This is a genomic window from Roseibium sp. ROS1 (assembly GCF_054658215.1).
Genome location: NZ_BAAGIG010000003.1, coordinates 1,377,937 through 1,398,715, shown reverse-complemented (window position 1 = coordinate 1,398,715; position 20,779 = coordinate 1,377,937). Strand labels below are relative to the sequence as shown.

The following is a 20,779-nucleotide window of genomic DNA, read 5'->3' as shown; positions in this document are numbered from 1 at the left end:
TACGATGCCAGACCGATTGCCTGATAGTTTTCAGATAGACCTGTCGATAGAAGCGGGTGATTGGCCGGCGGAAAGCCAGTTGGAGGCAATAGCTGCAAAGGCCATCACCGCTGCCTTTGCGGGGGCGGATCTGGAAGTGCTGGAGGGAACGGAAGTCTCGCTGCTGTTTACCGACGACGCGTCGATCCGGCAGCTGAACGCGAAATGGCGCGACAAGGACAAGGCAACGAACGTCCTGTCCTTTCCCGGCAGCGATCCGCAAGGCGACGTTTATGGCCCCCTTCTGGGGGACATCGTTTTCGCCTATGAAACCGTCGCAGCGGAAGCTGCAGACCTTGGAATTGAATTTTCCGATCACCTTACCCATCTGACTGTTCACGGTTTGCTTCACCTTTTCGATTATGATCATCAGGAAAGTGAAGAGGCGGAACTGATGGAAAGCCTTGAGAAGTCCATTCTGGCGTCTCTTGGCATCGATGACCCTTACGCGGACAGGCCACTTGTGGCCGACGGCGGTTAAGTGGCATCATGGGATGTGATGTTCTTGATTGATGGATGATGAACTCAATTGAACCGCAAAGTCCGGCAACCGGGCAGAAGCCTGCCAGCACCGGACAGGACCAGGACGGGGAAGACCCGCAACAGCTGAAGCCGCAGAAACCTGCGGCCTTTCTCGATCTTCTCAAACGCTTCCTGCGCTTGGGCCGCCAGTCATCGAGCTTGCGCGAGAACCTGGAGGACGAACTTGCTCGCGAGGGCGGTGATGCTGCCTTCTCGCCGGAGGAGCGAATGCTCCTCGGCAACATTCTGAGACTGCGTGAATTGCGCGTCGACGACGTCATGATCCCGCGTGCGGATATCGACGCGGTCGATCTGGAAACCAGCCTCAGCCGCGTCATGGAACTGTTCCAGACGAGCGGGCATTCGCGCATGCCGGTTTACGAAGAGACGCTCGACGATCCGCGCGGCATGGTCCACATCAAGGATTTGATGGCCTATATCGCGGAACGTGGCGCTTCGAACCGTCCTGCAACTTCTGTGGACAATGAAAACGATACAACCGGCTTTCAACCGTCCAATTCGAATGCGCCTGCGCGGAACGGTCACAACATGCCCGACCTGGACCTGTCCTGCGTCGACCTGTCGGTCTCGCTGAAGGACACGGATCTGCTGCGCAATCTCTTGTTCGTGCCGCCGTCGATGCCGGCGACGGACCTGATGGCGAAAATGCAGGCCGATCGTATCCAGATGGCGCTGGTGATCGACGAATATGGCGGAACCGACGGACTTGTGTCGCTGGAAGATCTTGTCGAGGAAGTTGTCGGTGATATCGAAGACGAACACGACGAGGACGAGGAAGCCATGCTGGCTGCCGCCGGCGAGGGCGTGTGGATCGCAGATCCGCGTCTGCCGCTTGAGGAACTCGACGAAGCGCTCGGCACGCAGCTGAACGACGGCGAGATTTCCGAGGACGTCGATACGCTCGGTGGTCTGCTCTATGTCTCCGTTGGCCGCGTACCGGTCCGCGGCGAGCTGCTGCTGGTGCCGGATGAAGTGCCCGGGTTCGAATTCGAGATAATGGATGCGGATCCGCGCCGCATCAAGCGCTTGAAGATCCGCCGCCGCCGCGCCGACGCGCGCCCGCCGGACCTTCGTCGCCGTCCAAAGCGGACCGATTCCGTTTCCGGCGAGAGCAGCCAGGACAGCGAAAGCACCAAGACCAAGGTTGCTGCGTCCAGCGGAAACGGATGAGCGGCCGGACGCCGAAACCAGCCAAAAGGATGCTTGCCAACGGTGCCGATGGCCCGTCGTCTCGAAGCGACTTCTTCGCGCGCCGTTGGTATTAACCCTTGACCCCACTGCGGCGAGCCGACAAATCTCCTGACCGCAAGTATGGGGAAGCTCTTTGATGCAATGGTTGTCACACCGCCTGTCGGCCCTGCCAAATACCTTTCTTCTGGCATGGGGCTGGCAGCGCCGTCTCTTGTGCGCCGCCTGCGGTGCGCTGACGGCCTTTGCGCTTCCCCCTTATGACTTCACTTTCGTGCTTCTGGTCACGTTTCCCTGTCTGGTCTGGATGCTGGACGGAGCGGTCGATCCCGCACCCGGCAAGCGGGTTCAGCGGTTTCGCACGGGCTTCGCGCTCGGCTGGTTGTTCGGCTTCGGCTATTTTCTCTCGGGTCTTTGGTGGATCGGCGCGGCGTTTCTGGTGGAAGCGGAGCGCTTTGCCTGGCTGATGCCCTTTGCCGTGCTGGCAATGCCTGTCGGACTGGCGCTGTTCACGGGTCTTGGGGTGGGACTGGCCGCGATATTCTGGAGTGACCAGTTTCGCCGCATCCTGGTGCTTGCTGCCGGCCTGACCCTGACGGACTGGTTGCGCGGCCATGTCCTGACCGGGTTTCCCTGGAATGCCTTCGGTTATGGCGTGTCCGGATCGCTGAGCGTGTCGCAGGCGGCAAGTCTCGTCGGGCTTTATGGTCTCAGCTTCTTCGTGGTTGCGGTCTTTTCGACGCCGGCCGTTCTGGCAGACGCTCGCCCGTTTCGCCAGCGTGCGACGGCCGTTGTCGTTGCGGCGGTTGCCCTGGCCGCGGTTGCGGGTTATGGCGCCGTCAGGCTCTGGCAGACGGCATTGCCCGTTGCCGATCTCGACATCCGAATTGTACAGCCATCGATCGATCAGAAAGACAAATGGCGGCCGGAGCTGCGCGACGAGATCTTTCAGACCTTCCTCGACATGACCGAAGCGCCGCTTGGCGGTGCCGCGCGCGTCGGACAGCCGCGCATGGTGGTCTGGCCGGAATCGGCTGTTCCCTTCCTGCTGACACAGGAGCCGGGAGCCTTGTTCCGGATCGGTCAGTCGCTCGGTGACAAGACCGAACTGGTGACCGGCGCGATCCGGGCCGAGCCCGGCATGAGAGGGGCTGATTACTTTAACAGCGTCTTCGTCATCGGCACCGAGGGCACCGTCCAGGGCATCTACGACAAGGTTCGGCTCGTGCCTTTCGGCGAATACGTTCCGTTTAAACCTCTGCTTGAATCACTGGGAATTTCTAACCTTGCGGGCCCCATGGATGGGTTCGAGGCCGGGTATCAACCGCGTGTACTGACCACCTCCGAAAGTTTTAGTTTTCTACCCATGATTTGCTATGAGGCAATTTTTCCGGGATCTCTGGACGGTGTTTCCAGAAGGCCGGACTTTCTGCTGAACGTTACCAACGACGCCTGGTTTGGCCGGACGCCCGGCCCTTATCAGCATCTCGCACAGGCTCGTTTACGTGCAATCGAAACCGGCCTGCCGCTGATTAGAGCTGCAAATACAGGCATTTCAGCGGTGATTGATGCCAAAGGTCAGGTGGTCGCGAAACTCGCGATATTCGAAAAAGGTCTGATCGATTCCAAGCTTCCGCAGAGACTAGACAATACTCTCTACGGCATTTTTGGCGATCTGCCCGTGCTCGTTATCTCGTTTCTTATCGTAGTATTTGCCGGGTTTTACCAATACAACCGCGATTCGCGTGTAAATTGATATTTTTTGTTTGAGTTGAGTGAAGAAACTGTGATACAACCGTGAAATAGCCGATTGAAGGCTGCTTCATGTACAAGTGAAAGGTTGCGGGCAAACTTCGGTCTCTTGAGCCTGTGGGGGGATGTCAGGAGAGCTTGTGCAAACGAAAACGAGCGGGCTTTTTCCGCGAGAAAAAGAAAGAGCGACACAGATGCCCAGTAAAAAGTCTCCGAATCCGATCGATATTCATGTTGGCAGCCGCGTTCGGCTTCGCCGCATGATGCTAGGCATGAGTCAGGAAAAGCTTGGCGAAAGTCTGGGCATCACCTTCCAGCAGATCCAGAAATACGAAAAAGGCACCAACCGTATCGGTGCCAGCCGGTTGCAACACATCGCAACCGTTCTGAAAGTCCCGGTTTCCTTTTTCTTCGAAGATGCGCCCGGTACGCCTGAAGAGGCGGAAGGTTTCGGCGAAACGCAGCCGACCTCTTATGTCGTCGACTTCCTGTCTTCTTCCGAAGGCCTGTCCCTGAACAAGGCATTCGTGCGGATTGAAGACCCGAAAGTACGCCGCCGGATCGTCGATCTGGTCCGGTCTCTGGCTGGCGACGACTGACAAAATTCACGCGCGCGCTTGACGCGGCGAAGAACTTCTAAGATTGATGCAGACGGAGCGGCGATGACAATCGCCGCTCCTGTCATATTCATTCCCAGAAGGACGATCGCCAATGGCACGTCAGAATTACCTGTTTACCTCCGAGTCCGTCTCCGAAGGGCATCCGGATAAAGTATGCGACCGTATTTCCGATGCGGTTGTAGATGCCTACCTCAAGGAAATGCCGGAAGCGCGCGTTGCCTGTGAAACCTTGGCAACGACCAACCGCATCGTGATCGCCGGCGAAACCCGCGGTCCGTCAACCATCACCAACGATTACATCGCTCATCTTGCCCGCATGGCCGTCAAGGATATCGGCTACGAGCAAGACGGTTTCCATTGGGAAAACTGCGATATCGCCGTTCACCTTCACGCGCAGTCCGCGCACATCGCCCAGGGCGTTGATGCTGCCGACAACAAGGACGAAGGTGCTGGCGATCAGGGCATCATGTTCGGTTACGCCTGCCGTGAAACCGAAGAATTGATGCCGGCGCCGATCCTGTTTTCGCACAAGATCCTGCGTCTTCTGGCCGACGTCCGCAAATCCGGTCAGGAGCCTGCGCTCGGCCCGGACGCAAAGAGCCAGGTAACCGTCCGCTACGTCGACGGCAAGCCGGTCGAGGCAACCTCGATCGTTCTGTCGACCCAGCATCTGGATCCGGCCCTGACCTCCTCCGACGTGCGCGCCATTGTGGAGCCTTACATCCGCACTGCACTGCCGGAAGGCTTCATCACCGGCGACACCGTCTGGCACGTCAACCCGACCGGTGCCTTCGTCATCGGCGGCCCTGACGGCGATGCCGGCCTGACCGGCCGCAAGATCATTGTTGACACCTACGGTGGTGCGGCTCCGCATGGCGGCGGCGCATTCTCCGGCAAGGACCCGACCAAGGTGGACCGTTCGGCAGCCTACGCGGCGCGCTATCTTGCCAAGAACGTTGTTGCAGCCGATCTGTCCGACCGCTGCACCATTCAGCTTTCCTACGCCATCGGCGTTCCGGAGCCGCTGTCGGTCTACGTCGACCTGCATGGCACCGGCCGTTGCGATGAAGCCAAGCTGGAAAAAGCGTTGCGCGATGTCATGGGCCTCAGCCCGCGCGGCATTCGCCAGCACCTGAAGCTGAACAACCCGATCTATGAGCGCACCGCCGCTTACGGCCACTTCGGCCGCGAACCTGAGGCCGATGGCGGCTTCAGCTGGGAAAAGACGGATCTGGTTGACGCGCTGCGCCCGCTTGCGGGATAAGCTGCGCCTAAGCTGAACATGGAAGAAGTGAAGCAGATCGCCGGTTCAGTGCCGGCGATCTGTCGTTTTGAAGTTGAATTATGACTGACCGCTACGAAGGTTCCTTTTACGGCCGCCGCAAGGGCAAGCCGTTGAGCCCGCGCCGTGAGGCGCTGATGGAAAACGAACTGCCGCGCCTGGCGCTGGACCTGGCGACACCCGCTCCGGAGGATCTGAAGACCCTCTTTGACGCGGATGTCGACGAGGTGTGTCTGGAGGTCGGCTTTGGTGGCGGTGAGCATCTGCTTCACCGGGCCAGAACCAATCCGCGTGTCGGCTTCATCGGCGTCGAACCTTTCGTCGGCAGCATGGCCAAGGCCGTGAATGCCGTCGTGGGGGAGGGGTTCCGCAATATCCGCCTTTACGATGATGATGCCGTCAATGTTCTGGACTGGTTGCCCGAGGCAAGTCTCGACCTGGCCTATCAGCTCTATCCGGATCCCTGGCCGAAAAAGCGCCACTGGAAGCGCCGGTTCATCAACGAACAGAATCTCGATCGCTATGCCCGGGCCATCAAGCCCGGCCACGAATTCCGTTTTGCCAGCGACATCGATACCTACGTCGACTGGACACTGCGCCATTGCCGCGACCATGCGGCGTTCGAATGGGGGGCGGAAACGGCGTCCGACTGGAAAACACCCTGGGAGGGCTGGCCAAGTACACGCTACGAGGCGAAGGCCATCCGCGAGGGGCGTATCGGACGCTACCTGACTTTCCGCAGGGTGTAGCGGCGCATCGCGGAGAATGGCGCGTTTGCTGCCGTTTATCGGGGGATTCCGGACTGGCGCCAACTTCTTTGAGGAATTTGGCCCGGCCTCTTGCCTTTTTGCCCCCTTTGGCGTTATACAGCCCGTGTTTCACCTCAAACGGCTTATCTGAGCACTTTGAGAGTGGGCCCGCCGGGGACCCGCTCTTTTTTGCTTACATAACCGGAAACCAACGAGTTCGAGCAGGACTGCCCTATGTAAATCGACAATCAGGTGCATCTGATGCTCAAGAGCCGGTAACGGCCGCCAACAGGAGCCAAGTGTGAGCGCACACGAACCGAGAATTGTGACGGAACAGGGTCTTGATGCCCGTGTTGCCGCAATTGTGGAGCCGGTCATCGAGGACCTCGGCTACCGACTGGTGCGTACGAAGATCAGTGCTCAGAACGGCTGCACCCTGCAGATCATGGCGGAGCGCCCGGACGGCACCATGACGGTCGAGGACTGCGAAACCATCAGCCGGGCCGTGTCGCCTGCGCTCGACGTCGAAGACCCGATCAACCGGGCATATCATCTAGAAGTTTCATCTCCAGGTATCGACCGTCCGCTCGTGCGGGCCGGCGATTTCAATCGCTGGGCCGGCCATGAGCTGAAGGTCGAGATGGCCGTCATGCTGGATGGCCGCAAGCGATTCCGGGGCAAGCTCCTCGGCGCGGAAGACGGCAAGGCCAACCTTCGGCTGCCCGATGTGCGGGAAGGCGAAGAGGACACCGTGGCGCTGCCGCTGGAGAACATCGGCGAAGCCAAGCTGGTTCTGACCGATGACTTGATTACCGCAGCTCTTCAGGCGGAAAAGGCGGCGCTCGCCGCCCGTGGCCAGGATGACGAGCTGTCGCAGGACAACATGCCCAACTGAGCCACAGGCTCTAAGGGAAAGAAGAAGAACGCGCCCGAACCGATCCTTGGCGCAAGAGGAGTGGAATATGGCAATCAGCGCGAACCGGCTGGAACTGCTGCAAATCGCTGACGCGGTCGCACGGGAAAAATCCATCGACCGGATGATCGTCATCAATGCAATGGAAGACGCGATCCAGAAGGCAGCCCGCTCCCGCTATGGTACGGAAACGGAAGTCCGCGCCGAAATCAATCCGAAGACCGGTGAGATCCGTTTGCAGCGCCTGCTTCAGGTCGTTGACACTGTCGAGAACGTTTCCACCGACATCTCTCTTGATGACGCGCAGGCCCGCAATCCGGAAGCCAGCATCGGCGACTTCATTGCCGAGCCGCTGCCGCCGCTCGATTTCGGCCGTATCGCCGCCCAGTCCGCCAAGCAGGTTATCGTGCAGAAAGTGCGCGAAGCCGAGCGTGACCGTCAGTACGAAGAATTCAAGGACCGTGTCGGCGAAGTCGTCAACGGTGTCGTCAAGCGCGCCGAATACGGCAACGTCATCGTCGATCTTGGCCGCGGCGAAGGCATCGTCCGCCGCGACGAGCTGATCCCGCGCGAAATCTTCCGCACGGGCGACCGCATCCGCGCCATCATTTACGACGTTCGCCGCGAGCAGCGCGGCCCGCAGATCTTCCTGTCGCGCACGCATCCGCAGTTCATGGCGAAGCTGTTTGCCCAGGAAGTTCCGGAAATCTACGACGGCGTCATCGAGATCAAGTCCGTTGCCCGTGACCCGGGTTCGCGCGCGAAGATCGCCGTGATCTCCAAGGACAGCTCCATCGACCCGGTCGGCGCCTGCGTGGGTATGCGCGGCAGCCGCGTCCAGGCCGTTGTTGGCGAACTCCAGGGCGAAAAGATCGACATCATCCCGTGGAACGAAGAAGCGGCAACCTTCATCGTCAACGCCCTGCAGCCGGCCGAAGTTGCCAAGGTTGTTCTGGACGAAGACGCCGAACGTATTGAAGTTGTCGTTCCTGATGACCAACTATCACTGGCGATCGGCCGCCGCGGCCAGAACGTGCGTCTGGCCTCACAGCTGACCGGCTGGGCCATCGACATCATGACCGAGCAGGAAGAAAGCGACCGCCGCCAGAAGGAATTCCTGGAGCGCTCGCAGCTGTTCATGGAAGCCCTCAACGTGGACGAGATGGTCGGACAGTTGCTGGCGACCGAAGGCTTTACCTCGGTTGAGGAAGTTGCCTATGTGGAACTCGACGAGATCTCCATGATCGAAGGCTTCGACGACGACACCGCCGTCGAAATCCAGGCACGTGCCCGGGATTACCTGGCCGAACTGGAAGCAAAACTCGACGAAGAGCGTATTTCGCTCGGTGTTGCCGACGACTTGAGGTCGATTGATGGCCTGACAACGGCTATGCTGGTTGCCTTGGGCAAGGACGACATCAAGACGATGGAAGACCTCGCCGGTTGCGCTGCTGACGATCTCGTCGGCTGGACCGAACGCAAGGACGGCGAAACCAAGCGCTTCGAAGGTGCTCTTTCGGAATTCGACATGTCCCGCGCTGAAGCGGAAAACGTCGTGATGGCCGCTCGTCTGGCAGCCGGCTGGATCACCGAGGAAGAACTCGCAGCTCAGGCTGAGGCAGAAGAAGCCGAAGAAGAAGACGAGGCCGAAATGGCCGAGACCGTTGGAGAAGAGCCGCAGGGCGGCGCGATCCTGAACGGGTAACGAGAGAGGCAAAAGCCTCCTGTATGAAGCTTCCGGTCTGGCCCCGGCCGATCGGCAGCTTCGAATTCGCAAGTTCGATCAACTTTTCTGCGCCGAAGGTGTTCGCACCGGAAAGCAGGTTGATCTAAAGGAGTGGCAGCGTGCCCAGGAAGAGTGAGCCGACCGAACGGCAATGTGCCGTGACCCGGGAGGTTCAGCCCGTCAGTGCGCTGATCCGGTTCGTCCTCGACCCGCAAGGCGAGGTGGTTCCGGATCTGAAGCGGGTTCTTCCAGGGCGTGGTGTTTGGATAACCGCCACGAAAGAAGTCGTGGCTGTTGCCGAAAAGGACCGGAAAAAGGTCTTCGGCAGGGGTTTTAAAGGGGAAGCCTCTGTCGAGCCGGGACTGGCGGATCGGGTTGATGCGCTCATGGAACGATCGGCGCTGCAAGCGCTCTCCATGACGCGCAAGGCCGGCGAGCTGGTAACGGGATATGCGAAAGTTGAAGCAGCTCTGCGGCAGGAAGATGTCGCCGGGCTGGTCCATGCCTCGGACGCTGCAGAAGACGGGGTAAGGAAGCTGGCGGCACTGGCTGCCGGCACTCAGGAACACGCAAACGGATGCCAAATCGTCCGTTTGTTCGATTCGGACCAATTGGATTTGGCATTGGGCCGGTCAAATGTGATACATGCTGCACTGCTTGCGGGGCAGGCGAGCGAAAACTTCCTGTCGCGGGTGCGTGACCTGGAGCGTTTTCGCAACTCCTCCGGGGCAAGCAGCGATAATGGCAACGCTTGAAAAGGCGGTTGCGCAGGACTGAAGGCAATATGAGCGATACGAAAAATCCAGGCGACAAGACAATCAGCGTTGAGCGTGGCAAAACGCTTGGCCTAAAGCGCGGCGGTGGCGATCAGGGAACTGTTCGGCAGTCCTTCTCGCATGGCCGGACCAAAGCCGTCGTCGTGGAAAAGAAGAAGCGTCGTGTTGTACTCCCGGGGCAGGAAGCGAAAGCAGAAGCTCCTGCGCCGACAACACAGCGCCTCGAGCGGCCGGCTGAAGCGCCGCGTACGCCGCCACAGCCAGATCCACAGGCGACCAAGCAGGCCCGCCGGTCTGCCTCCGGCCAGCGCCAGAAGGGCAACGGCAACGTTCTGCGCACCCTGACCAAGGAAGAAGCGGCAGCACGTGCGGCAGCCCTTCAGATGGCGAAGGTGCGCGACGAGGAAGATCGCAAGCGCCGCGAAGAAGAAGACAAGCGCCGGGCTGTTGAAGCCGCGCAGCGTCAGGCCGAAGAAGAGGCCCGCGCCAAGGTGGAAGCGGAAGAGCGCGCAAAGCGTGAAGCCGAAGAAGCTCTCCAGGCTGCGGAACAGGCCAAGGCCGAACCGAAGAGCGAACCTGTCGCCGAAGCGGCAACGGAAGCTGCTGCGCCTGTGCGCAAGGAAGCAACCGGTCGCACCGTGGTTCGCAAGCCGGCTCACGCCGACGGCGGCAAGCCGCCGAGCCTTGACGACATGGGCAAGCGCAAGGCGCCGGAAGCTCCGGCCGCACGTGCGAAACCCGAGCGCGGAGAATCCGAAGAAGACGATCGCAACAACAAGAGCGTTCGTGCGGTCAAGCGTCCGAAGCAGGCTCCGGCTCCCGCCGCGCGTCCGCGCACTGGCGACGACCGCCGCCGCTCCAAGCTGACCATCTCCGCCGCCACCGGTGGCGACGACGGCCAGCGTGCGCGGTCTCTGGCCTCCATGCGCCGTCGCCAGGAAAAGGCGAAGCGCGGGCAGCAGCAGGTCGTGCGTGAGAAGATCATGCGTGAAGTCGTTCTGCCGGAAGCCATCACGATCCAGGAACTCGCCAACCGTATGGCAGAGCGCGCCGTGGACGTGATCAAGCTTCTCATGAAGCAGGGCCAGATGCTCAAGATCAACGACGTTATCGACGCCGATACCGCCGAACTGATCGCCGAGGAAATGGGCCACACGGTCAAGCGCGTGTCTGAAGCAGACGTTGAAGAAGGTCTGTTCACCACGGAAGACGAACCGTCCACCCTGCTGCCGCGTCCTCCGGTCGTGACCATCATGGGTCACGTCGATCACGGCAAGACCTCGCTGCTCGATGCAATCCGCAAGTCGAAGGTTGTCACCGGCGAAGCCGGCGGCATTACCCAGCACATCGGCGCCTATCAGGTCGATCAGGACGGCAACAAGATCACCTTCATCGATACCCCGGGCCACGCTGCGTTCTCGCAGATGCGTGCTCGCGGTGCGAAGTCGACCGATATCGTGATCCTTGTTGTTGCTGCCGACGATGGCGTCATGCCGCAGACCAAGGAAGCCGTTGCGCACGCCAAGGCTGCCGACGTGCCGATCATCGTGGCCATCAACAAGATGGACAAGCCGGAAGCCGATCCGAACCGCGTCCGTACCGAACTTCTCAGCGAGAGCCTCGTTGTGGAATCCATGGGCGGTGACGTGATCGATGTGGAAGTCTCGGCCAAGAGTGGCCAGGGCCTCGACAAGCTTCTGGAAATGATCCTGCTGCAGTCCGAAGTTCTGGAACTCCAGGCAAATCCGGACCGCAAGGCGGAAGGTATCGTCATCGAAGCGCAGCTCGACAAGGGCCGCGGTCCGGTTGCAACCGTTCTGGTGCAGAAGGGTACTCTCAAGCCGGGCGACATTCTTGTTGCCGGTGCCGAGTGGGGCCGCGTCCGCGCCATGCTCGACGAGAATGGCAACCAGGTGAAGGAAGCCGGTCCGGCCAAACCGGTCGAGGTTCTGGGCTTCCAGGGCACGCCGGAAGCCGGTGACATGGTTGCGGTCGTCGACAACGAAGCCCGCGCCCGTGAAATTACCGACTACCGTCAGCGTCAGATCCGCGAGAAGGCCTCCGTGGTCGCCTCCGGTACGCGTGGTTCGCTCGAGCAGATGATGAACCGTCTGCAAGAAACCGGCAAAAAAGAGTTCCCGCTGGTGCTCAAGGCCGACGTGCAGGGCTCCGCGGAAGCGATTGCGCATGCGCTCAAAGAACTCGGCAACGAGGAAGTCGGCGCACGCATCCTGCTCTCCGGTGTCGGTGGCATCACCGAAAGCGACGTCACGCTGGCGCTCGCTTCCAAGGCTCCGATCATTGGCTTCAACGTACGTGCCAACAAGCAGGCCCGTGAAGCGGCAAGCCGCGAAGGCATCGAGATCCGTTACTACAACGTGATCTACGACCTGGTCGACGACATCAAGGCGGCCCTGTCGGGCATGCTGTCGCCGGAGCGCCGCGAGACCTTCCTCGGCAATGCGGAGATCAAGGAAATCTTCCACATCTCCAAGGTCGGCAAGGTTGCAGGCTGTCTGGTCACCGAAGGTGTCGTGGAACGTGGCGCCAACGTTCGCCTCATTCGCGACGACGTGGTCATCCACGAAGGCGAACTGGGCACGCTCAAGCGCTTCAAGGACGAGGTCAAGTCTGTCGAATCCGGTCAGGAATGCGGCATGAACTTCGTCAAGTACCAGGACATGCGTCCGGGCGACGTCATCGAGTGCTTCCGCGTCGAGCAGATCGCACGGACACTCTGATCGAAGTCAGAAATCTACTTGAAACTGATGTCAGCGGCTTATTCAATTAAGCCGCTGACGTCGTATCTGGTCGCAGGTAACGCCGTCATGCCAAGGCTTCGCCGTGGCAGCCGCGCCATCCGGGCAGTCTGGCCAATGTCTGTGCTTGGGGCACGGCAAAGGCGTGGATAGCCTGAAAAGGTCCGGCAACGTCACCCGAAACGTCGGGACGCATTGCGCTGCCAGAGATGCAGGAACAACAAAATGGCAAGACAACACGGACAGGACAGCCGCGGCCCTTCCCAGCGCCAGTTGCGCGTTGGCGAGACGGTCCGCAAGGAGCTGTCCGATATTCTGACCCGGGGACGGTTCTCCGACCCCGATCTCGACGGGGTGATCGTCACGATCCCCGAAGTGCGCATGACACCGGATCTGCGCCTGGCCACCTGCCTGGTGATGCCGCTTGGGGGTGTCAACGCTGAAAATGTCGAAAAGGCCCTGAACCGCAGCGCCAAATATCTGCGCGGCCAGGTGTCCCGCCGGCTGACCATGAAATACATGCCGGACCTGCGCTTCGTTCTCGACACCAGGTTCGACGACGACGACCGCATCGGCACGCTGCTGCATTCCCCGGAAGTCTCCCGCGATCTCGACGCGGACGAGGACGGCGACCCAACCAAGGACTGATTGCCGCGCTGAAACCACAATTCACGATTCAATTCGAAATTGCGTGAATTCGAGTTCTTAGCCCTCGGTAATTGTAGCCTCGCCGGGAAATGGAAAACTGAATTTGTCTGGTCGGTCGACTTGAATGTGTGCCGTGTCTGCAAGTCACTTGATGTGAAAGAAGATGGCGCTCTTCAGAACTATCGCAGCAATCGCACTTGGTGCAGCGACCTCTGCATGTGTCGTGTTTTCCGTTCCACGCGTCCTCGCGCCTGAGGTTTCGGGTGTGCTGTTAACGATGGTATGCCGGTTGCAAATGCAGAGATTGAGTTGGTGGCAGCATTGGCTCCATCAGACGCATCAAAAGATAACCCGCCAGGGTCAAGGCATGCAGTCACCAGAACGGATGCAGATGGCAAATTCAAAGTGGGGCATGCGACTTGGCGAAGGCGCATAAAGTTGGAAACCAGGTGACTTACTGTGACCACAACAGACTTGAAAAACTCAAGAATGATCGCTGACGAAAGCTGATGTCTTCAGGGTCTCGCTGTTGCGCATGGATGGTGGGGCTGACCGTCAGTGTTTCTTTTGTCGCCGTAAAACAATTGCAAACGTATTGAAACGCACTCATGGCACGCCAAAAACAATTCAAAAGAAAAAAGAACGCAATCAACGGATGGCTCGTGCTGGACAAGCCATATGGCATCTCCTCCAACGAGGCGCTTGGCAAGATCAAGCGGATCTTCTCGCCGGAAAAGGTCGGCCATGCCGGAACGCTTGATCCGCGCGCGTCCGGCCTCCTGCCGGTTGCCTTCGGCGAAGCCACGAAAACCGTGCCCTTCGTCATGGATGGCCGCAAGGTCTACCGTTTCGAGGTGACCTGGGGTGTTGAAACCAATACCGACGACACCGAAGGCGAGGCGGTTGCAACGTCCGACGTGCGGCCGAGTGCGGATGAAATCTCGGCCGTCCTTGGCGAGTTTGTCGGCACGATCATGCAGGTCCCGCCGAAATTCTCCGCCATCAAGGTCGCCGGTGAACGGGCATATGATCTGGCGCGTGACGGTGAGGAAGTCGAACTGGAAGCCCGCCCGATCGACGTGCACCGGCTGGATCTGGTTGAACGTCCGGATGAGAACCGCGCCGTCTTCGAGGCTGAATGCGGCAAGGGCACCTATGTGCGGGCCATCGCACGCGATCTCGGCCGCCGGCTCGGCAGCCGCGGTCACGTGACCGAGTTGCGCCGTTTGCTGGTCGGTCCGTTCAGCGAAGAGGACCTGATCGGGCTGGACGAAATCCAGGAAGCAGCCGAGGCGCTTGAGGAAGGCGCCGGCATTGAGGCTCTGGTCGAGGAGTTCGTCCTGCCGGTTCGCGAGGCGATGGACAATCTGATTGAAGTACCCGTTTCGCTCGATGACGCGGCCAAGATCCGCAAAGGCATGGCCGTGCTGCTGCGCGGCCGGGATGCTCCGCTCAACACGGAAGTCGCCTTTGCCAGCCACGCCAGCGTGCCGGTTGCCATCGGCTCAATTGACAAGGGCCGGTTCCAGCCGACCAGAGTGTTTCACCTGTAAATTCTGGTGTGGCGAAAAAACCTGAGAAACCTCTGGATTTTCGAAGGGTTTTCCGCCATATTCCGCCGCCATTGGGCACTGATGCTCAATTCGTCCGGAAGGATCCTTTGCTGAACGACATCTCGGCTCTGGAAACATCCGGATCAGGCCGGTCTCCGGCATTTCAACGTGTCCGGTCAACGGACCCCACTCTTTGAAAGGAAAGAGCGATGTCGATTACTGCAGAGCGCAAAGCTGAGCTCATCAAGGAATACGCCATCAAAGAAGGCGACACCGGTTCCCCGGAAGTACAGGTCGCGATCCTCACCGAGCGGATCAACAACCTGACCGAACACTTCAAGGGTCATGGCAAGGATAACCACTCCCGCCGCGGTCTTCTGAAAATGGTTGCGCAGCGCCGGTCCCTTCTGGACTACACGCGCGGCAAGAGCGAAGAACGCTACAAGTCGCTGATCACGCGTCTTGGCATTCGCCGCTAAGAACTCAGAACCTGAAAGCGCGGTGGGTGAGAACCCGCCGCGTTTTTGTATTGCGTGACGGCATTTGCCGGACGCAGCTCTTGCGGGCAAAACACTGATCCACTTCGGGTCTTTGTTCCGCGAAAGAGCTTTGAGTGTTTCAAATTCGAGTGGAACGCTCTATAGAGACCTCGTGACACGTCATGGGGCAGGATTGCCGGCTTCTTTCCGTCTTGAGCCGAAAGCAGCTCGTCGTCTTGCCCGTGACCTGTCCGCCGGTAACCGGCCCATACGGGGCCGACCGGGAATGTGTCTGCCATGACCGTGCTGTACCGAAAGCAGCCAAAGGCAGGCAAAGCTGTAAGGACAGATGATGTTTGATATTCATCGTGTAGAAGTCGAGTGGGGCGGACGCCCGCTCGTCCTCGAAACGGGCAAGGTTGCCCGTCAGGCCGACGGCGCCGTCATGGCGACCTATGGCGAAACGAAGGTTCTGGCGACGGTTGTTTCCGCCAAGTCTCCGAAGCCGGGCCAGGATTTTTTCCCGCTCACCGTGAACTACCAGGAAAAGGCATTTGCCGCTGGTAAGATCCCGGGTGGCTATTTCAAGCGTGAAGGCCGTCCGTCAGAGCACGAGACGCTGACGTCACGCCTGATCGACCGTCCGATCCGCCCGCTGTTCGCAGACGGCTACAAGAACGACACCCAGGTGGTCATCACCGTTCTGTCGCACGATCTGGAAAACGCTCCGGACATTCTGGCGATGGTGGCTTCTTCCGCTGCTCTGACCCTGTCGGGCGTTCCCTTCATGGGTCCGATCGGCGGCGCGCGCGTTGGCTACATCAACGGCGAATACGTGCTGAACCCGCTGGTCGACGACATGCCGGAATCCTCGCTGGATCTGGTTGTTGCCGGTACCAATGACGCCGTTCTGATGGTTGAATCCGAAGCCAAGGAACTGAACGAAGACATCATGCTCGGCGCTGTGATGTTCGGCCACAAGGGCTTCCAGCCGGTGATCGACGCGATCATCAAACTGGCTGAAACCGCTGCCAAGGAACCGCGCGAGCTGGTCCTGCCGGATCATTCCGAGCTGTTCGGCAAGGTCAAGGCTCTGGCCGAGGCCGAGCTTGTTGCCGCTTACAAGATCACGTCCAAGACCGACCGCAAGAACGCAGTCGACGCTGCCAAGGCGAAGGTCGTTGAAGCGCTGATCACCAACGCTGCCGAAGGCGAAGCCGTCGAAAGCACCGTTCTGGGCGAGCAGTTCAAGAAACTGGAAGCTGAAATCGTTCGTGGCGCGATCCTCGACACCGGCACCCGTATCGACGGACGTGACCTGTCGACTGTCCGTGCGATCTCGTCCGAAGTCGGCATTCTGCCGCGTGCGCACGGTTCCGCACTCTTCACCCGTGGTGAAACCCAGGGCCTGGTCGTTGCCACCCTCGGCACCGGCGAAGACGAGCAGTTCATCGATCTTCTGGAAGGCACCGTGAAGTCTCACTTCATGCTGCACTACAACTTCCCGCCTTACTCCGTCGGTGAAACCGGCCGCATGGGCTCCCCGGGACGCCGCGAAATCGGTCACGGCAAGCTGGCATGGCGTGCAATCAACCCGATGATGCCTCCGCATCACGAGTTCCCGTACACCGTCCGCGTCGTTTCCGAAGTCACCGAATCCAACGGGTCTTCTTCCATGGCAACCGTCTGCGGCACCTCGCTGTCGCTGATGGATGCCGGCGTTCCGCTGAAGGCACCGGTTGCCGGTATCGCCATGGGTCTGATCAAGGACGGCGACCGTTTTGCGGTTCTGTCCGACATCCTGGGCGATGAAGATCACCTCGGCGACATGGACTTCAAGGTCGCCGGTACCCAGGACGGTATCACCTCGCTGCAGATGGACATCAAGATCGACGGTATCACCGAAGAGATCATGAAGGTCGCTCTGGGTCAGGCCAAGGACGGCCGTATCCACATCCTCGGCGAAATGTCCAAGGCCATCACCGAGGCTCGTGCCGAGCTCGGCGAACATGCTCCGCGCATCGAAGTGATGAAGATCCCGGTCGACAAGATCCGTGAAGTCATCGGTTCGGGCGGCAAGGTCATCCGTGAAATCGTGGAAAAGACCGGCGCGAAGGTCAACATCGAAGACGACGGCACCGTCAAGATCGCATCTGCCGATGGCAAGGCGATCAAGGCTGCCGTCAACTGGATCAACTCCATCGCCGCTGAGCCGGAAGTGGGCATGATCTACGAAGGCACCGTCGTCAAATGCGTTGATTTCGGCGCATTCGTGAACTTCTTCGGTGCGAAGGACGGTCTGGTCCACATCTCCCAGCTGGCTCCGAAGAAAGTTGCCAAGGTCACCGACGTGATCAAGGAAGGCGACAAGGTCTGGGTCAAGCTCATGGGCTTCGACGAGCGCGGCAAGGTCCGCCTGTCCATGAAGGTTGTCGACCAGGAAACCGGCAAGGAAATCGAAAAGAAGGAAGAAGCTGAATAAGCTTCCGTCCGACTGACGCAAGATATGAAACGGGGACCGAAAGGTCCCCGTTTTTGTTTGTCTTGAAGCGAGAAAGGCTGGTCAGCCGGCCCGGGCCGCAACAGAATCGACGCCGTTCATCTTGGCGAGATAGCGGTGGAAGTCGACGCCGGAAAGCGGGCGCGAAAAGCTGTACCCCTGGATGAGCGAGCAGCCGAAGGAATGGATCAGCTCGCATTGTTCGTGCGTTTCGGCCCCCTCGCACACGACTTCGATATGCAGCGAGCCGGCCATTGAAATGATCGCCTGAACCAGTGCCTGGCCGTCCACATCCCGCTCCAGGCCCATGATGAAGGTCCGGTCGATTTTGAGCGTGTCGATCGGCAGGCGCTTCAGGTAGCTGAGCGACGAATAGCCGGTGCCGAAATCATCCAGGGAGATCTTGATGCCGAGGTTGCTGATGGCTTCCAGAATTTCGACCGGGTTGACGCGCTGGTCGTCGAACATCACGCTTTCGGTGACTTCCAGCTGCAGGCGGGCCGGGTCCATGCCGGTCTCGTCGAGGATTTCTCTCAGCCGAGGCAGGAAATCCGCATCCCTGCACTGGCGCGGCGAGATGTTGACGCTGATCCCGTCGAGCTGCAAGCCATTGCGGTTGCAGGACTGGAAGAATTCGCAGGCCTCGCGCAGCACCTGTTCGCCAAGCGGCACGATGAGCCCACAGTCTTCGGCCACCTTGATGAATTCGGTCGGAGGGACGACACCCAGCTTGGGATCGGTCCAGCGTGCCAGGGTTTCGCAGCTCACCACGCGGTTCTTTTCATAGTCCACGATCGGCTGGAAATTCAGGTGCAGCTCACCCTTGTCGATGGCTTGCCGGAGGCAGATCTCGATCTGGCTTGCGCGGGCGGCCTGTTCATTCATGCGCGTGGCAAAGAACCGGTAACTGGCACCGCTATCGGCCTTGGCCTGCAGCATGCTGGTGTCAGCCTGCATCAGCAGCGCTTCCTCGTGCGTGCCGTCGTGCGGGCAAACGGTAATGCCGAGACTGCCGGCAAGCACGGCTTCATTGCCGTCTTCCAGTTTGATCGGGTCGCCGATCGCCTTCAGAATGTCACGGGCGGTCTGTTCGATCTGCCAGCGGTCTTCCGGGTTCGACAGGATAATGGCGAATTCGTCGCCGCCCATGCGGGCCACGGTCTGGTCCGGGCCAAGGGTCCTGGTCAGACGCGCGGCTATGGTTTCGATGACCTTGTCCCCTGCCTTGGGACCATAGGTTTCGTTGACGGTCTTGAACCGGTCGAGGTCGAGGATCATCAGCGCCGTCAGGTCGCCCATATGTTTGCCGCGCTGGATCGCCTGGCGCAAACGGTCCATGAACAGGCGCCGGTTCGGCAGACCGGTCAGAATGTCGAAATTGGCATTCTTGGTTGCCAGTTCCTCCTGGCGCTTGCGCTCGCTGATGTCTGTGATGGTGGCGTAATAGGCGCGTTCTCCACGCCATTCCGTCAACCGAACATGCTGCTCCAGCCAGATGGTCTCGCCATCCTTGCGGATGCCCTTGACCTCATAGGTGCGCGGAGCACCTTCGCCGTTTTCACGCATGTTGTAGTAGCTGCGCAGCCGGCTGTGCTCTTCCGGTGCATAGATCACCAATGTGGGGGACTCGACAAGCTGCTCGGGTTCACCGGGGGTGTAACCGCACATTTTCAGCAGGGCGTCGTTCACATAAAGGATGCGATGATTGGCATGAACTAGCACGCCGTGCATCGAGCCGTCGATCATGTCCTTGAACTGGGCATCGCGGTCACGAACGGATTCGAACGCCGCCTGGAACATGGTCGCCAGTTTGTTGAATTCGAAGATCAGCCCGGGTGGCGGTGGCGACACCACCCTGTCCTGACGGAGGCTCATCGCGTAGTTCAGCAGCCTGCCCAGGCCGGCCGTGGTGATGCGATTGACCAGAAGCGCGGCACCGATTGCCAGTATCGCGGTATAAAGCAGGAAAGGCGTGAACAGCTGGCTGTAGGTTTCCTCGACCTTTTGCAGGGTGTCCACGGGCTGCTTGATCACGGTCGCAAGCATGTGGCCGTCCAGGCCCTGCATCAGCGGAGCAAAAACGAAAAGGTTCTCTCCGTTCAGCGCGTAATTGACGTCCTCAGGTGTAGCGTAGAGCCGTTCGGGAAGCACTTCCGTGGTCAGGTCGCCCATGCCCGCCACAACATCCTCATGGTGATAGAAGGCGATATCTTCCACCCGTAGCGCCTTGGCGAGGACACCCGGCAGGGAGAAGGAATCGGTGATAGTCGTCCCGCCATAAATCCTGCCGAGGACTCGGCCGGTATCGGGATCGAGAACCAGAACAGAGAGCGCTGCAGTGATCTGTATGGGATCGGAATCATGGTCCGCGTAAGTTACCCAGATGTCGGGCGGCATGGCCGCACGTATCTTCACCGGCAATTGGTGGCTCAGGTCGATCAGGCCGAGACTGCCGTTTACCCAGCCGTTTTCACCTGGAAGATCGATCAGGAGAATGTCCAGAACGGCGCTGGTCATACCTTCGGATGCACGTTCAATGATGACCTTGGCGGTCTCCTTGTCGTAGTTCAAAAGAGCCTGCCGGATATCCGGGTGTGCTGCGACCGCGCGGATCTGCGTTTCGAGTTTGTCCAGATGCTGGGTGAAGACGAGCCTTGCGAGCGTTGCCTTGGATTTTGCGCTGCGGGCAATTTCATGTTCGGCAATCGACAGGCTGCCAAGGTACGTAATCCAGAAGAGCGCGATCGCCGTTCCCATAAGGCCGAACGCAAACAGGGCCATGACAAGGCGGCTGAAGGGAATGGAAAAACTGGCCTTCAACGAAGCGCTCCTGAACCGGCGGGCATCATCTGACGGGTAAATCGAACATGACGGGAAGCAAGGCGGGGCGGGGTCCTTCTCGGTTGGAACAACAGGTTGTTGCTGGTCTTGCAAGTACAAGGCACCCGGCGGCGGGTGTGGACAGCTTCGGGAAAAGACAGGTTGTGACGAACCGATGCGTCCATAAGCACAGTATCATGAAACCTGCCTCCTGTTTTGCAATTGCAAGAAAAAACACTTACAGACTCAAACGTAACTGCTCGAGGTTTACCTTTGGTGAATTGGAATGGTGAAGATATTGCAATTTTATTGTCAATTTAACTTGCTGTTCATCAATAAAGTTGGGGTTGAGTATAGTAATATTTGACAGGAGCCATTTCTATTGAGTGCTGCTGTCCCCTTGCATGATCGGGCGTTTGCCTCCCCCGGCGA

At 59.5% G+C, this 20,779-nt stretch carries 15 protein-coding genes; 14 read left to right on the top strand and 1 reads right to left on the bottom strand.

All coding sequences use genetic code 11. From position 1 onward, the window contains the following. The first annotated feature begins 4 nt into the window (after positions 1-4). The 14 genes from ybeY to pnp all read left to right on the top strand — a co-directional run bounded on the left by ybeY (position 5) and on the right by pnp (position 17,509). Positions 5-520 carry an rRNA maturation RNase YbeY gene (gene ybeY / locus ACYQ6M_RS22585; RefSeq protein ID WP_168691686.1) on the top strand — a complete coding sequence of 172 codons (516 nt, stop codon included), beginning with the start codon at positions 5-7 and terminating at the stop codon, positions 518-520. 35 nt (positions 521-555) lie between these two features. Beyond that, a complete protein-coding gene (locus tag ACYQ6M_RS22580) occupies positions 556-1,752 on the top strand; it encodes a hemolysin family protein (protein ID WP_022999118.1) in 1,197 nt (398 codons plus the stop codon). Positions 1,753-1,909: 157 nt separating this feature from the next. Next, on the top strand, positions 1,910-3,526 hold the full coding sequence (gene lnt / locus ACYQ6M_RS22575; protein WP_460075673.1) for an apolipoprotein N-acyltransferase: 1,617 nt from the start codon (positions 1,910-1,912) through the stop codon (positions 3,524-3,526). 190 nt (positions 3,527-3,716) lie between these two features. Continuing rightward, positions 3,717-4,121, top strand: coding sequence for a helix-turn-helix domain-containing protein (locus tag ACYQ6M_RS22570; RefSeq protein WP_023014432.1), 405 nt, complete (start codon positions 3,717-3,719; stop codon positions 4,119-4,121). Positions 4,122-4,233: 112 nt separating this feature from the next. After that, positions 4,234-5,406 carry a methionine adenosyltransferase gene (metK, locus tag ACYQ6M_RS22565; RefSeq protein WP_022999115.1) on the top strand — a complete coding sequence of 391 codons (1,173 nt, stop codon included), beginning with the start codon at positions 4,234-4,236 and terminating at the stop codon, positions 5,404-5,406. An 80-nt stretch (positions 5,407-5,486) separates the two neighbouring features. Continuing rightward, a complete protein-coding gene (gene trmB, locus ACYQ6M_RS22560) occupies positions 5,487-6,173 on the top strand; it encodes a tRNA (guanine(46)-N(7))-methyltransferase TrmB (protein ID WP_228870256.1) in 687 nt (228 codons plus the stop codon). A gap of 301 nt (positions 6,174-6,474) precedes the next feature. Continuing rightward, a complete protein-coding gene (gene rimP / locus ACYQ6M_RS22555; protein ID WP_031268707.1) occupies positions 6,475-7,068 on the top strand; it encodes a ribosome maturation factor RimP in 594 nt (197 codons plus the stop codon). Positions 7,069-7,135: 67 nt separating this feature from the next. Then, positions 7,136-8,791 (top strand): transcription termination factor NusA, encoded by a 1,656-nt coding sequence (gene nusA / locus ACYQ6M_RS22550; RefSeq protein ID WP_022999112.1) that lies wholly within the window; start codon positions 7,136-7,138, stop codon positions 8,789-8,791. 140 nt (positions 8,792-8,931) lie between these two features. Further along, the gene (locus tag ACYQ6M_RS22545; RefSeq protein WP_031268706.1) at positions 8,932-9,567 is read left to right on the top strand and encodes an RNA-binding protein; all 636 of its coding nucleotides are present in this window, start codon (positions 8,932-8,934) and stop codon (positions 9,565-9,567) included. A gap of 29 nt (positions 9,568-9,596) precedes the next feature. Beyond that, entirely contained in the window at positions 9,597-12,329 is a 2,733-nt protein-coding gene (gene infB / locus ACYQ6M_RS22540) for a translation initiation factor IF-2 (RefSeq protein WP_460075669.1), read from the top strand. 243 nt (positions 12,330-12,572) lie between these two features. Further along, complete coding sequence (gene rbfA, locus ACYQ6M_RS22535) at positions 12,573-12,995, top strand: 30S ribosome-binding factor RbfA (protein WP_022999108.1); 423 nt, start codon at positions 12,573-12,575, stop codon at positions 12,993-12,995. Between the two features lie 608 nt (positions 12,996-13,603). Continuing rightward, a complete protein-coding gene (gene truB / locus ACYQ6M_RS22530) occupies positions 13,604-14,548 on the top strand; it encodes a tRNA pseudouridine(55) synthase TruB (protein ID WP_460075667.1) in 945 nt (314 codons plus the stop codon). 209 nt (positions 14,549-14,757) lie between these two features. After that, the gene (rpsO, locus tag ACYQ6M_RS22525) at positions 14,758-15,027 is read left to right on the top strand and encodes a 30S ribosomal protein S15 (RefSeq protein WP_022999106.1); all 270 of its coding nucleotides are present in this window, start codon (positions 14,758-14,760) and stop codon (positions 15,025-15,027) included. A 352-nt stretch (positions 15,028-15,379) separates the two neighbouring features. Then, the gene (gene pnp, locus ACYQ6M_RS22520) at positions 15,380-17,509 is read left to right on the top strand and encodes a polyribonucleotide nucleotidyltransferase (RefSeq protein WP_031268705.1); all 2,130 of its coding nucleotides are present in this window, start codon (positions 15,380-15,382) and stop codon (positions 17,507-17,509) included. An 81-nt stretch (positions 17,510-17,590) separates the two neighbouring features. Here the strand turns inward: pnp and ACYQ6M_RS22515 are convergent, their stop codons facing one another. Next, on the bottom strand, positions 17,591-20,347 hold the full coding sequence (locus ACYQ6M_RS22515; RefSeq protein WP_460075665.1) for a putative bifunctional diguanylate cyclase/phosphodiesterase: 2,757 nt from the start codon (positions 20,345-20,347) through the stop codon (positions 17,591-17,593). Positions 20,348-20,779 lie beyond the last annotated feature (432 nt).

What these genes read in the sequence shown, in the direction of transcription:
- ybeY (WP_168691686.1), top strand. Translation starts at nt 5, where the DNA reads ATGCCAGACCGATTGCCTGATAGTTTTCAGATAGACCTGTCGATAGAA.
- ACYQ6M_RS22580 (WP_022999118.1), top strand. Translation starts at nt 556, where the DNA reads ATGATGAACTCAATTGAACCGCAAAGTCCGGCAACCGGGCAGAAGCCT.
- lnt (WP_460075673.1), top strand. Translation starts at nt 1,910, where the DNA reads ATGCAATGGTTGTCACACCGCCTGTCGGCCCTGCCAAATACCTTTCTT.
- ACYQ6M_RS22570 (WP_023014432.1), top strand. Translation starts at nt 3,717, where the DNA reads ATGCCCAGTAAAAAGTCTCCGAATCCGATCGATATTCATGTTGGCAGC.
- metK (WP_022999115.1), top strand. Translation starts at nt 4,234, where the DNA reads ATGGCACGTCAGAATTACCTGTTTACCTCCGAGTCCGTCTCCGAAGGG.
- trmB (WP_228870256.1), top strand. Translation starts at nt 5,487, where the DNA reads ATGACTGACCGCTACGAAGGTTCCTTTTACGGCCGCCGCAAGGGCAAG.
- nusA (WP_022999112.1), top strand. Translation starts at nt 7,136, where the DNA reads ATGGCAATCAGCGCGAACCGGCTGGAACTGCTGCAAATCGCTGACGCG.
- infB (WP_460075669.1), top strand. Translation starts at nt 9,597, where the DNA reads ATGAGCGATACGAAAAATCCAGGCGACAAGACAATCAGCGTTGAGCGT.
- rbfA (WP_022999108.1), top strand. Translation starts at nt 12,573, where the DNA reads ATGGCAAGACAACACGGACAGGACAGCCGCGGCCCTTCCCAGCGCCAG.
- truB (WP_460075667.1), top strand. Translation starts at nt 13,604, where the DNA reads ATGGCACGCCAAAAACAATTCAAAAGAAAAAAGAACGCAATCAACGGA.
- rpsO (WP_022999106.1), top strand. Translation starts at nt 14,758, where the DNA reads ATGTCGATTACTGCAGAGCGCAAAGCTGAGCTCATCAAGGAATACGCC.
- pnp (WP_031268705.1), top strand. Translation starts at nt 15,380, where the DNA reads ATGTTTGATATTCATCGTGTAGAAGTCGAGTGGGGCGGACGCCCGCTC.